The sequence below is a fragment of the Methanosarcinales archaeon genome (assembly GCA_014859725.1).
Classification (GTDB): Archaea; Halobacteriota; Methanosarcinia; order Methanosarcinales; family Methanocomedenaceae; genus Kmv04.
The window spans coordinates 28,637-41,962 of record JACUTQ010000004.1; the positions used below are offsets into that span (position 1 = coordinate 28,637).

A 13,326-nucleotide genomic window follows, 5' to 3' on the forward strand; every position below is an offset into this window, starting at 1 on the left:
CAAAAGAGCTTCTACTATCTCTGGGTTTGAAGTTGGTAATGTGTCGATAGAGTATCTGCTTTTTAGTTCCTTGAAAATCAATTCAATAGAGATCCAGTTAACATTATTTATCATGAATATTTATTCTCTTGATAATATATATTCGAAAAGTATATAATTAAGTAGACCGGAATTATATATAATGAATTTAATTGAGGAGATTAGATTTATATATAAAGAATTGAAAGGAATTCAATATTTTAACAAAGTGTTGGGTCCGGTCGGAGAAAATCGCTTGCCTGAATATATTTTTTTCATTTTCAGGTTAGTCCCATTTTTCACAAATAAATCGAAATGTTTAAATTGAATCTTATTAAGCTAAACGTCAAAAAGATATGTGTAGGTGAGTAGTACGTCGTCAAATATGCAGCTTTGCTACCAATGTGGTAAGTGTACTGCCATTTGTCCAGTTAGAAGAGTCATAAAGACTTCCCCCAGAAATACCATATACCAATCTAATGTATATAGGACAGGTTCCGATGATATCTGGAACTGTCTTACATGCAATTTATGCTATGATGGATGTCCTCAGGGCGTGAACTATCCCGAATTCGTCAGGGAAGAACGTGAGGGTAAACAAAATGGTGATCTGGTCCATAAGGGAGTATTTACAGCTTTATCTGAACTAATGGTAGACCTGAATAAGAGTAGAACCAGCCTGGAAGAGGCAGGAAACCCCGATTCCAAGATCGGTTATTATCCTGGATGTCTTGATTTTCATAATATGTTCTATAACCTGGATGTGGATTTCAGATCTATCGCAGATTCATCCATGAAACTGCTTGATAAGATGGGGAAGGATCCAAAGCTCCTGCAGATGAAATGCTGCGGCCATGACCAATTGTGGCAGGGAGATAAAGAGACATTTGAAAAATTAAAGGAACAAAATATCAAACTTATCGAAGACAGCGGTATCGAGACCCTTGTCACTTCGTGTGCCGAATGCTACCGCACACTGAGCCAGGATTATGATCTGCCTATTGAAGTAGTCCATATCAGCCAGCTTTTGAATGATGCTGATCTGGGTATTGATTCCGGGATAAATGTTACATACCATGATGCATGCAGGCTGGGCCGGCACATGGGAGAATATGAGGCTCCACGAAATGCCCTGGCCTCTGCAGGGGCAAAGGTCAATGAAATGACACATAATAAAGAGAATGCCTGGTGCTGTGGTGTTTCGTCAGGTATGAACTGTAACGATAAGAGCAAGGCCCTGCGCAAGGCAAGACTGGACGAGGCTGCGGCCACCGGGGCAGAAGTGCTTATTACCTCGTGTCCCAAGTGCCTGGCACATCTGACCTGCATGAAGAATGAGCAGGAATCTGTTGAACATTACGATTTTGAGATCAAGGATATGGCAGTATTCCTTGCCGAGCAGCTGGAGGGTGAATAATATGAGTGAAGTTATTAAGGCAAGTAATCTGGATCCCACCTTCAGGCAGGAAGTCTTTGAAGAACCAGGGGCAGAGAAGATCACTCTGTGTTTCAACTGTACAGGCTGCACCTCCGGATGTCCCATGGCAGAGCAGGAACCTGAGTATAATATACGCAAATTCCTGAGAATGGCTAACCTGGGCATGAAGGACGAGCTGTTGAACAGCCCGTATATCTGGTACTGTACCACATGCTATAAATGTCAGGAACGGTGCCCTCAGGGTGTGCAGAATGTGGATGCCCTGCTCAAGATACGTACCATTGCGGTCCATGACGGCATCATACTGGGTCCCCATAAGAAGGTGGGCCAGATCGTGATAAAGCTGGGACATGCAGTACCCATTAATGACGATACAAAAGAGAAGAGGAAGAAACTGGGACTTGATGAGTTGCCTCCCACTGTACACAGGTTCCCTGACGCTTTAGACGAGGTCAAGAAGTTGATGCAAATTGTAGGATTTGATAAGATCGTGGCAGAGGAGGCTGAAAAATGACCAAATTATCATTTTTCCTGGGCTGCATAGCCCCCAATAGATATCCTGGTATCGAAGCCTCCACCAAGAAGACGTTGAATAAATTGGGCATTGAACTGGAGGACCTGGAAGGTGCTTCATGCTGTCCTGCTCCGGGAGTGTTCCGGTCCTTTGACAAGAACACCTGGCTCTCACTGGCATCCAGGAACATCACACTTTCGGAAGCCATGGGTGACGATATCCTGACAGTCTGCAACGGTTGTTTCGGCTCCCTGACAGATGCCAATAATGTACTGAAAGAAGATGCAGAGCTAAAAGCCGAGGTCAACAAGATACTGGCCCAGATCGGTAAGGAATTCAAAGGCACACAGGATGTGCGCCATATTGTTGAATACCTCTACCAGGAAGTGGGACCAGAAAAGATAAAGGAAGCAGTGACCAACCCGCTGGACCTTAGAGTGGCAGTGCATTACGGATGCCACCTTGTTAAACCAAGCAAGGAGCGGCATCTTGGATCTGTGGAGAAACCCACGTTCTTTGACGAACTGGTGGAAGCAACAGGGGCCACTTCAGTGGACTATGAGGATAAGATGGCTTGCTGCGGAGCCGGTGGTGGTGCCAGGACTGCGGTGATAGATACCACCCTGAAACTTGTTGACAAAAAACTTGATAATATGGAAGCAGCCAATGTGGACTGCGTAGTGGATGCATGTCCATTCTGCCATTTGCAGTTTGATGTGGGCCAGACAGAGATTAAGAAAAAATTTGAAAAGGAACACGGTATGCCTGTGCTGCACTATTCGCAGCTGCTGGGACTTGCCATGGGTTTTACCCCTGAGGAACTGGGTATCGACCAGAACTTTGTGGAAAATAGTAAATTTATTGAAAAAATCAGAGGTGGTGCGAAATGAGCAAACTAGTAGGTGCTGTGGCAGTGGCCGGCGGAGGTATAGCTGGTATCCAGAGCGCCATTGATCTGGCCAACAGCGGTCTGAAGGTGTATCTGATCGAGAAAGGTACCACCGTAGGCGGCAAGATGGCACAGCTGGACAAGACATTCCCCACGCTGGATTGTGCCATGTGTACGCTCTCCCCGAAACTGGCTGATGTGGCCCGGCACCCCAACATAGAATTACTAACCTACAGCGAGATCACCGGAATCGAAGGCGAAGCCGGAGATTTTACTGTCAGGGTGAAGAAGAAGGCAAGGTACGTGGACCCTGAGAAATGTACGGCATGCGAACTCTGTGTATCTAAATGCCCGGCCAAGGTACCTAATGAATATAATGAAGGCCAGGGTATGAGAAAAGCCATTTACCTGGCATTCCCCCAGGCTGTACCCAGGGTGTTCACAATTGATGCAGAACACTGTATATATCTGACAAAGGGTAAGTGCGGCAATTGCGCCAAGGTGTGCGAGAATGATGCCATCAATTATGAGGATAAGGACGAGGAGATCGAAATCAATGTGGGCAGTGTTATTCTCAATTCAGGGTTTGAGCCCTTTGACGCTTCCCAATTAGAACAATACAGGCTGGATCACCCCAATGTGGTCACTTCCCTGGAGTTCGAGAGGCAGTTGAGTTCATCCGGACCCTACGAGGGTCATGTGACCCTGGCAGACGGGACACACCCGAAGAAGATCGCATGGATACAGTGTATTGGCTCACGCAGTCCCGAGATCGGGCGCAAGAACTGCAGCAGTGTGTGCTGCATGTATGCCACCAAGGAAGCCATGGTTGCCATGGAGCATGATCCTGAGCTTGAGACAACCATATTCAATATCGATGTGCGAGCCTTTGGCAAAGGATTCGAGGAATTCTACCAAAAAGCAGATAAGGAGAAAGGCATACGCTATATCCGATCCCGACCTTCTGGCGTTGAAGTGGATCCACTGACCGATAAACTCTCATTGAAATATGAGGTGGAAGGGAACGGTATCAATCAGGAAGAGTTTGATATGGTAGTGCTGTCCATAGGCCTGACACCGTCTGAGAGCAGCAAAAAACTGGCAGAGATCGCAAAGATTGAAATGGATGATATGGGCTTTGTCAAGACCAAGATCGACAGTCCCCTGGAGACAAACAGGCCCGGTATCTTTGTGAGCGGTGCCATCCAGGGTCCCAAGGATATTCCTGATACCGTGGCAGACGCCAGCGGGGCAGCCAGCAAGGCATCCTCACTGTTGTCCAGTGAACGGGGTACTCTTGTTACCGAGAGGGAGTATCCGCCAGAGAAGAATATTGGCGATGAAGTGCGGACAGGTGTTTTGGTCTGCCGCTGCGGTATCAATATCGGCAGTATCGTTGACGTACCTGATGTGGTAGAGTATGTCAAGACACTGCCGGGTGTGGTGTTCGCTAAGGAAGAGGTGTATGCCTGCAGTACTGACAGTCTGGCTGGTATTGCTGATATGGTAAAGGAACATGACCTGAACCGCGTGGTTGTGGCATCGTGTACGCCCAGGACACATGAGCCCCTGTTCCAGGACACATTAATGGAAGCGGGGCTTAATCCGTATCTGTTCGAACTGGCAAATATCAGGGAACACTGCAGCTGGGTACATCAGAACGAAAAGGAAAAGGCCACCCAAAAGGCAAAGGATATTATCAGGATGAGCACGGCCAGGGCGAACCTGACCCAACCGTTGTACACGCAGAAGGTGGAATTCAATAAGGATGCGCTGGTACTGGGCGGCGGGATCGCCGGCATGACAGCGGCCCTGGACATTGCAGATAAGGGTTTCAATGTCACTCTGGTTGAGAAAGGACCAGAGCTTGGCGGGCTGCTTAAAACATATACCAGACTGCAGGACGGCCGTACTACAAAAGAGATATTAGATCCTATAATTGAGCGGGTGGAATCCCATCCAAATATCAATGTTTTAAAGGACGCCGAACTGGTGGAACTGGAAGGTTCCATGGGTAATTTCACAGGAAAGATCAAAGGTGTCAATGTGGAGGAAGAGATTCAGTCCGGTGTGGCTGTGATAGCTACCGGCACCACTGAACTGAAACCGGAAGGATACTTCTCATATGGGAAGTTCCCCAATATTATGACCGAGAGCGAACTTGAACAGAAGCTGGAAGAAGGTGTGGATGCCAGGAATATAGTGATCATCCAGTGTGCCGGCGGGCGCAATGATGATCGGCCCTATTGTTCCAGAGCATGCTGTACCGTGGCCATGAAGAATGCTATTCGACTCAAGGAAGAAGATCCTGATAGGAACGTGTACGTATTATACAGGGATATCAGGACATACGGCAAATGGGAAGAGCTATACACCAGAGCCAGGGAACTGGGCGTGGTGTTCATGCGCTATACCCAGGACCGGGAGCCCCAGGTCGAAGAAAAGACAATTACCGTATATGATCACCTGCTGGATATGGAATTCGAGATCGACTACGACCTTGCTGTACTTAGTGCGCCTATGGTGCCGCCAGAGACTAACGAGACCCTGGCGCCCCTGTTCAAGGTGCCGCTGGACGCTAACAGGTTCTTCCTGGAAGCGCATATCAAGTTGCGGCCCGTGGATTTTGCAACGGACGGCGTGTTCCTGTGCGGAACGGCCCAGGCACCAAAACTGGTGGATGAGGCTGTGTCCCAGGCATCAGCTGCCGCATCCCGGGCCACCACTATACTTTCAAGGGACTATCTTGAGACTATTGGCAATGTGTCTGTGGTTGACCCAGAACTATGCATCGGTTGCGGCCGCTGTACACTGGTATGCCCGTTCAATGCGCCTGAGCTTAAAGAGATCGTGGTTGAGACCGAGGAGATCATTTATACTACGAAGAAGAGTGAGATCAATCCTACCCTGTGCAAGGGCTGCGGGTCCTGTGCTGCCGAGTGTCCCACAGGGGCAATCACTCCCAAGCACTTCACCTCACCCCAGATCATGGCTGTGATCAAAGCATACGGGGAGGGGATACAATGAGCGAATTCGAACCAGATATACTTACCTTCTGCTGCAACTGGTGCAGCTATGCCGGGGCCGACCTGGCAGGCGTGTCCAGGCTGCAGTACCCTGCTAATAACAGGATTGTCAGGGTAATGTGCAGCAGCAGGATCGAACCATCCTTTATCCTGGAAGCGTTGAGAGAAGGCACAGACGGTATCCTGGTAACAGGATGCCATATTGGGGACTGCCACTATATTGAGGGCAATGTCCATACTGATGAGAGGATGAAGGAAATGGTAGATGCATTGGAACATCTGGGACTTGACGGTCGATTGCACCTGGAATGGGTGTCTGCCGCAGAGGGGAAGAAGTTCCAGGAAACACTAATCGGTTTTGTAGAAAAAATAAAGGCTTTAGGTCCCAGTCCATTAAAAAAAGGGGTGGATGATTAATATGACAGAACAAGAAGCAGTAACTGAAAATATAGAGGCAGAGGAACCCAGAATAGGGGCTTTCATCTGCGAATGCGGTGTGAACATAGGAGGTGCAGTGGACTGCCAGGCTGTGGCAGATTATATTAGCACCCTGCCTAATGTGACCACTGCGGTTGTTAATAAATACACATGCAGCGATGCCGGACAGGCAGAGATCAAGAATGCGATCAAGGAACTTGATCTGAACAGGGTGCTGGTAGCATCATGTACGCCCAAGACCCATGAGCCCATATTCAGGGCATGCGTGGAAGAGGCCGGATTGAACCCATACCTGTTCGAGTTTGTGAACATCAGGGAGCACTGCAGCTGGATACATATGTGGGAGAAGGAAGATGCAACCCACAAGGCCAAGGAACTGGTGCGCATGGGCGTGGCCAGGGCTGCAAAGCTTGAACCCTTGCAGTCCAGTGAAGTACCTGTGACAAATAAGGCGCTGGTCATCGGGGCCGGGGTTACAGGTATGCAGGCGGCACTGGATATCGGTGATATGGGATTCCAGGTGTATCTTGTGGAACAGGGACCTTCCATCGGCGGTAAGATGGCACAGCTGGATAAGACCTTCCCCACCAACGATTGCAGTATCTGTATCCTGGGTCCAAAGATGGTGGAAGTGGCCCGTAATCCTAATATCGAGATCATGAGCTACTCGGAAGTTGTAGAAGTAGACGGTTATGTGGGTAATTTCAAAGTGAAGGTGAAACACAAACCCAGGTACCTCAATATTGAAGATTGCAGTGGATGCGGATTGTGCACTGAAAAGTGCCCGATCGAGGTGCCCTATACCGAGTTCAATGAAGGTATCGGAACTCGAAAAGCCATCTACGTGCCTTTCCCCCAGGCAGTACCTTTGCGGGCTTTGGTGGACAAATCTGTGTGCATCGATTGTGGAGCTTGCATCAAGGCTTGTGAGCGCGGCGCCATTGATATGGAACAGGAAGAGACGTTCTCTGAACTGGATGTAGGCGTGATAATTGTAGCTGCGGGTTACGATGTATATGACCCCGAACCAAAGCACGAATACGGGTTCGGATTATACGATAATGTGATCACTACCATGGAGTTCGAGCGGCTCATCAATGCCAGCGGACCAACCATGGGTAAAGTGGTCAGGCCTTCTGATGTGCAGCCGCCCAAGCGCATCGGGTTTGTACAATGTGTGGGCAGCAGGGATAAGAACTCCAATATATATTGTTCCAGTTTCTGCTGCATGGCTTCCCTGAAGAATGCCCAGTTGATCAAGGAAAAATATCCTGACACTGAAGTATATATCATGTATATGGATATGAGAACGCCTTTCAGGATGTATGAGGAGTTCTATAACAGGGCTAGGGATTCTGGTATCAAGTTCATCAGGGGTAAACCGGCAGAGGTTACCGAGGATGAGAATAAAAATATCATTGCCAGGGTAGAGGATACCCTGACAGGTGAGATCGTGAACCTGGAACTGGACCTGATGGTATTGAGCGTAGGTGCGGTGTCTCCCGAGAGTACCGAGACCATACGGCAGATATTAAAAGTGAGCAGGGCCGCGGACGGGTTCATGATGGAAGCTCATCCAAAGTTGAAACCTGTGGACACTACACTGGATGGCATCTTTATCGGTGGCATGACCCAGGGACCAAAGGATATTCCGTATTCCATTTCACAGGGTAGTGCATGTGCAGCCAGAGCAACGCGGTTTTTGGCACAGGGCAAGGCGCTGACCGAGGGTATTACCGTAAAAGTGGACGAGGATATCTGTGTGGACTGCGGTGTGTGCGTACCCATGTGTCCATTCCAGGCTTTGTCTTTAGAGGACGGGAAGTTGAATATTCTCTCAGCCCTGTGCAAGGGCTGCGGTACGTGCGCCGTCGCCTGTCCGACAGGGGCATTGCAGCAAAGTCATTTCAAGAATGACCAGCTTCTGGCACAGGTTAAGAACGTATTCGCCTACGGGGAGGTATGATCATGCCTGAAACTGAATGGGAACCAAAGATCGTGGCCTTCTGTTGCAACTGGTGCAGTTATGGCGGTGCAGATACGGCCGGCATGGGCAGGTTCCAGCAGCCTGCATCCACCCGTGTTATACGGGTCATGTGTTCTGGACGTATTGATCCCCTGCATGTGTTCAATGCCTTTTTAGAGGGTGCGGATGCAGTGCTGGTTACAGGTTGCCACCTGGGCGACTGCCACTATGTGAATGGTAATGAAAAAGCCGAGTTAAAATACCAGTTCCTGGAAGAGATGGTGCATGAACTGGGACTGGAACCTGACAGGTTGCACCTGAACTGGATATCTGCCAGTGAGGGCGAGAGGTTCGCTAATTTCATCAATGATGTCACAGCTAAGGTGAAGGAACTGGGACCAAGTCCCTTAAAACCAGCAGGGGTGAGCTAAATGGTTGCAGTAGGTGATATGTTAGTGGGATATGCCACTGACGAAGATGTGCGAAAGCGCGGTGCTTCAGGCGGACTGGTTACTGCCGTACTGGCTGCAGCCCTGGAAAAAGGATTGGTTGAGGACGTGGTTGTCATGAAACATATCAATGAGTTTGAAGCAGTGCCTATTATTACTGATGATGTTGATGAGGTGCTGGCATCCACAGGCAGTCTTCATTCAGTACCTGTGAATCTGGCCAAGTATGCTAAGGGCCGCAAGGTGGCAATGCCTGCTAAACCTTGTGATGCACAGGCTGTTATTGAACAGAGCAAGCGCAATATGATCGATCTGGATACTACCTATATCGTGGGATTGAACTGCGGTGGCAGCATGCATCCGGTTGTTACCAAGAAGATGCTGGCCGAGATGTATGATATTGACCCTGATGATGTAGTCGGGGAAGAGATCGAAAAGGGAAAATTGATATTTAAGACAAAGGACGGCCAGGAGAAGGGTATTCCCATTGATGAACTGGAGGAAGCAGGTTTTGGACGGCGGGAAAGCTGCCGGTTTTGTACTATCAAAATACCGGTAAATGCTGATCTTGCCTGTGGAAACTGGGGCGTGATCGGGGATCTGGCTGGCAGTGCAACATTCTGTCAGGTGATGAACGATAAGGGTGTAAAACTTCTGGAGAACGCTATTGATGCGGGCCGTATCGAAGTGCAGCCTGCCAGTGATAAGGCAATTGCAATTCGCGAGAAGGTGAATAATGCAATGGTGAACCTGGGTAATACCCTGGAAGAGAAGATAATAACCGAGATACCTGATGAAGAACGACTGCAATATTATCTGGGCCAGATGGAGAACTGTATTGACTGCGGTGCTTGTAAGGAAGTGTGTCCTGTATGCTCCTGCGATGAGGATTCAAAATGTACTATGTTCCATTCCCTGGCAGATGATTACAAGATGAGCATGTACCACTTGGTGAGATTGCTGCACCTGACTGATAGCTGTATCGCATGCGGCCAGTGCAGTGATGTGTGTCCTTCTGATATTCCCATAACTATACTGCAGAGCAGGTTTGCTATTCCTGCGCAGCGTAAACGCAATTACCAGCCCGGGATGAATCTTGATCGTCCCCCCTTCTTCGAGGTGATGGTAAAATGAAAGGAATGATCTATCAGACCGTTTGTCCGGGCTGCAATATTGGCTGCGGGCTGTATATTAGAGAAGACGATGAAGGCACTGTTTCCGTGGATTTCATGAAGAGCAGTCCTGCTAACTTAGGTAAACTGTGCAGGTTCGGGATGCAGCTCCCCCACCACTACTCAAAAGCCATCAGCATGGTGGACAGTGTGGAAGCCAGTATCGAGGATGCAGTACAGGCAGCTTCCGGTAAGCTGAAGGGAGCCAAGGATGTTGCCATGCTCTCTGTGGGTGCCACTACCAGTGAGGAACACCTGGCATTTACCAGGGTTGCAGATGCGTTGGGTACAGTGGTGCATACAGGCATGGGAACTTATGCCGAACTGCCTCCTGAATGCCACGCTGCAGTAGGACAGGGTATTCCTCTGGAAGATGTAGAGCAGGCCGGCAAGATCGCATTGTTCATTGACCCATATACACAGTATCCGCTGATCATGAGGCGCCTTTTAGCTGCTAAACGAAATGGCGCCTCCATTATAGCTGTGGGACCAAAAAAGATCAAACTTGCAGATGAGACAAAGCACATCGGGCCTGACCAGTACGAGAGTGAACTGGGGCTTGACAGTGACTCCATGATCATCGCAGACGTGCATCCCCATTCAGACCCTGAGCATGTGAAACATCTGCTCAATCTGGCACTGATGACTGGTGCAAGGATAATGTTCATGAAGCCTTTTGTTGACTCGACAGGTGTACACCTGATAAGCAAGGGTACGGGCCAGAAGGGACTGCAGGAGATCATGGACGGTATCAATGAAGGCAGCATCAAGACACTTGTGACCCTGGATAGCGATCCTATTGAACTCATGCCCAATGGGGCAGAAGATATCTTGAAAAAGCTGGACAATCTGATCGTGATCAGTTCCAGGAACAGCCCTGTGACAAAATTGGCACATATTGTGATAGGCACAGAACCACTGTACGCAAAGGCAGGAAGTTTCATGAATACTGAAGGCCAGGTGCTCAAGAACAGCGGTGAGGGCACTGTTGGGGTCGATGCCCTTTCAACAATTGCCCAAAACCTGGGTGGGGAAGCATTTGACTGCCAGAGCCTGCACACCCATGTACTGGAGAACGTGGTAAAGGAGTACACAGGACCCAAGTACAAGAAGCTGTCATGCAAGATCATCGAGACTGCACCTGAGGAAGGCAAGGGTAACCTGATCAATGTGTACAATCCGTTCATGTGGTTCGACCAACCCGATGATAACGACTTTGTGATGGTGAATATGAACACAGTGAAAAGCCTTGGCCTGCGAAAAGGCGGCATGATCGCACTGACCTCCAACGGAGGTACTTTGAAGATGAGATATGCTGTTGCTGAGGTACCGGACGGATTGATGTTGACCAACAAAAAACTACCTATAGCCACTGGTACATGTACTGTGGTGACAGCGGAGGGATGTTAACATGGTTGAACTTGATAAAGAACAGGAAAAAGCGTTCGTGGATGAGCTGATGGAATCAAATGAGCTAAAAGGGGCCACAAAGAAGCGGCTGATCAAATTCCTGGGCAACAAGTACGACTGGGACAAGCAAAAGGTCCAGTTCAGGCTGACCAGGGCGCTGATTGCCGAGCGATACGCTGCCAGTCATTAGTAAATACATCTGGGGGAGTATACTCCCCCTAAAGCAAGAAAGATTAAGGAAAATGTTTAGTTACCAGCATTGATAACAATTAAATATGATTTGTTACTAATGTTGATAACAAAAACATTTAAGCTGTATTCAAAATTAGTTCTCAAAACCATTATATTCTAAGATTATTAATATTAAACCATGGAGGGATTATGAATGGAAGTAAATACTTCTACAGGAGTAATTCTAAAATTAGTAGAATTTCTAAAAGAAATACATTCGAAAGAATTACTTGAAATTACAAAAAAATTAAAGGAAACATTCGAGATTCAATTATATGCCTATAAAGTAGATTATACTGGAAAAATCAATTCTGCAGATTATTGGAATGATATTTCTTTATTGGCCTCAAGTGATTTAATTAAATTAACTGGAGATAATCCAAAATTATCTATAACCGATCGAGGTTTAAATACAATACAAGAACTAGAATTAGAATTACCTACTCAGATTAATGAAGTACTACCACAAATATCCCAGAGAGGCTAGGTTTGCAATTGTTTTTAAAGAAATGTATTCAAAGGAATTACTTGAAATTAACAATTAAGTGGTATAGATTTTCTAATAATTGGGCAGTATTTATTCCAATATCAGCTATAATCCTAACATTAATTTTAGCTATCTTAACTGTACCTATTCAAATAAAAATAGCCCTTTGGATAGTTGTCATGCTTTATTTATTAGTCATAGATCAAATATTTTATTTAACATTGTGTGATGTTGTTAAGGAAAATATAAATAAAGGAAATTATGATGAAATTATAACTAAAATAATATCATTTTTAATTGAAATTAATATTTCTGGTAAAATTAGCGTGAATAAAGATGAAATCTTTAAAAATGTTTGTAATAAAAATTTTGGTAATGTATCTAGATTGGAATCCAAAAAAATTAATTGTATCCTTCATTTACTGAAAAGACAACATTATTTACAATAATCTAAAACATGGGGTGGATGTATATGACTGAATATAATTTTGATAAGAAACTCACAGAATTGGCTTCAAAAGCAAAGGATGAATATATATTATCAAAAATAAATAAGGAAACAAGAGTACCCACTAGAGATTTTTCAAAAGAGGATTTGGAGGCTCTCCTAGATTCTTTTATAAGTAGATACGATATATCTCTAGATAAATTCGACTCAACTAAAAAAACCAAAATAATACTACCGATTTATTCACAAATTGAATTAGAACCAAAATTATCTTACATGTTTTATACACCTTATATTCAAAGAATGGCTTTTATAAAACAGCTTTCATTTTCTTACATGACATATCCTGGTGCGTTACATTCTCGTATTGAACATTCATTGGGAGTATCGCATTTAATTGGTGTATTTTGTAATTTTTTACAAAAACATGATTCAAATTTAAATCAGGAAATTATTATATCTGCTAAAATAGCAGGTCTGCTTCATGATGCAGGCCATGGTCCTTGTGGACACTCTCTAGAACTATTAAAATCTTGTATTTCTCCAAAAAAGGGACAAGGAGATTTTCGAAAGCTAGATAAGCTTTTGATATGTGATGAATTAAATAATAATAATTCAAATATAAGAAGAGCATTAGATAATATAGAAGTAGATTACAAGTTTATTGAACAATTATTGGGTTGTAATGAAGGAATTAATAATCAATTAATATACCTAACAGACCTTTTTGATTCTGCAATTGATGCAGATAGATTAGATTATTTGGCAAGGGATGCTAATCATACATGGAAGGTGTCAATACATCGTGAACAAAAAAAGCTCGAAAAAGCTCAATACATC

At 45.9% G+C, this 13,326-nt stretch carries 13 protein-coding genes; all 13 read left to right on the plus strand.

Going from position 1 to position 13,326, the window contains the following annotated elements; genetic code table 11:
- Nucleotides 1-403 precede the first annotated feature (403 nt).
- The gene (locus IBX40_00875; protein ID MBE0522883.1) at nt 404-1,435 is read left to right on the plus strand and encodes a (Fe-S)-binding protein; all 1,032 of its coding nucleotides are present in this window, start codon (nt 404-406) and stop codon (nt 1,433-1,435) included.
- Between the two features lies 1 nt (nt 1,436).
- Entirely contained in the window at nt 1,437-1,970 is a 534-nt protein-coding gene (hdrC, locus tag IBX40_00880; protein ID MBE0522884.1) for a CoB--CoM heterodisulfide reductase subunit C, read from the plus strand.
- Nucleotides 1,967-2,860, plus strand: a complete 894-nt coding sequence (gene hdrB, locus IBX40_00885) for a CoB--CoM heterodisulfide reductase subunit B (protein MBE0522885.1) — start codon at nt 1,967-1,969, stop codon at nt 2,858-2,860. The genes hdrC and hdrB overlap by 4 nt, the downstream gene beginning before the upstream one ends.
- Nucleotides 2,857-5,886, plus strand: a complete 3,030-nt coding sequence (locus IBX40_00890; GenBank protein MBE0522886.1) for a CoB--CoM heterodisulfide reductase iron-sulfur subunit A family protein — start codon at nt 2,857-2,859, stop codon at nt 5,884-5,886. Before hdrB ends, IBX40_00890 begins: the two co-directional genes overlap by 4 nt.
- Nucleotides 5,883-6,302 (plus strand): hydrogenase iron-sulfur subunit, encoded by a 420-nt coding sequence (locus IBX40_00895; GenBank protein MBE0522887.1) that lies wholly within the window; start codon nt 5,883-5,885, stop codon nt 6,300-6,302. The genes IBX40_00890 and IBX40_00895 overlap by 4 nt, the downstream gene beginning before the upstream one ends.
- A 1-nt stretch (nt 6,303) precedes the next feature.
- A complete protein-coding gene (locus tag IBX40_00900) occupies nt 6,304-8,289 on the plus strand; it encodes a CoB--CoM heterodisulfide reductase iron-sulfur subunit A family protein (GenBank protein ID MBE0522888.1) in 1,986 nt (661 codons plus the stop codon).
- A gap of 2 nt (nt 8,290-8,291) precedes the next feature.
- Nucleotides 8,292-8,720, plus strand: coding sequence for a hydrogenase iron-sulfur subunit (locus IBX40_00905; protein ID MBE0522889.1), 429 nt, complete (start codon nt 8,292-8,294; stop codon nt 8,718-8,720).
- Nucleotides 8,721-9,872, plus strand: coding sequence for a Coenzyme F420 hydrogenase/dehydrogenase, beta subunit C-terminal domain (locus IBX40_00910; protein ID MBE0522890.1), 1,152 nt, complete (start codon nt 8,721-8,723; stop codon nt 9,870-9,872).
- Nucleotides 9,869-11,320 carry a hypothetical protein gene (locus IBX40_00915; protein ID MBE0522891.1) on the plus strand — a complete coding sequence of 484 codons (1,452 nt, stop codon included), beginning with the start codon at nt 9,869-9,871 and terminating at the stop codon, nt 11,318-11,320. Before IBX40_00910 ends, IBX40_00915 begins: the two co-directional genes overlap by 4 nt.
- Before the next feature lies 1 nt (nt 11,321).
- A complete protein-coding gene (locus tag IBX40_00920; protein ID MBE0522892.1) occupies nt 11,322-11,510 on the plus strand; it encodes a hypothetical protein in 189 nt (62 codons plus the stop codon).
- Nucleotides 11,511-11,705: 195 nt separating this feature from the next.
- Nucleotides 11,706-12,038 (plus strand): hypothetical protein, encoded by a 333-nt coding sequence (locus IBX40_00925; protein MBE0522893.1) that lies wholly within the window; start codon nt 11,706-11,708, stop codon nt 12,036-12,038.
- 41 nt (nt 12,039-12,079) lie between these two features.
- On the plus strand, nt 12,080-12,487 hold the full coding sequence (locus IBX40_00930; protein ID MBE0522894.1) for a hypothetical protein: 408 nt from the start codon (nt 12,080-12,082) through the stop codon (nt 12,485-12,487).
- A gap of 23 nt (nt 12,488-12,510) precedes the next feature.
- Nucleotides 12,511-13,326, plus strand: an 816-nt coding sequence (locus IBX40_00935) for an HD domain-containing protein (GenBank protein MBE0522895.1), incomplete at its 3' end; no start/stop codon positions are given.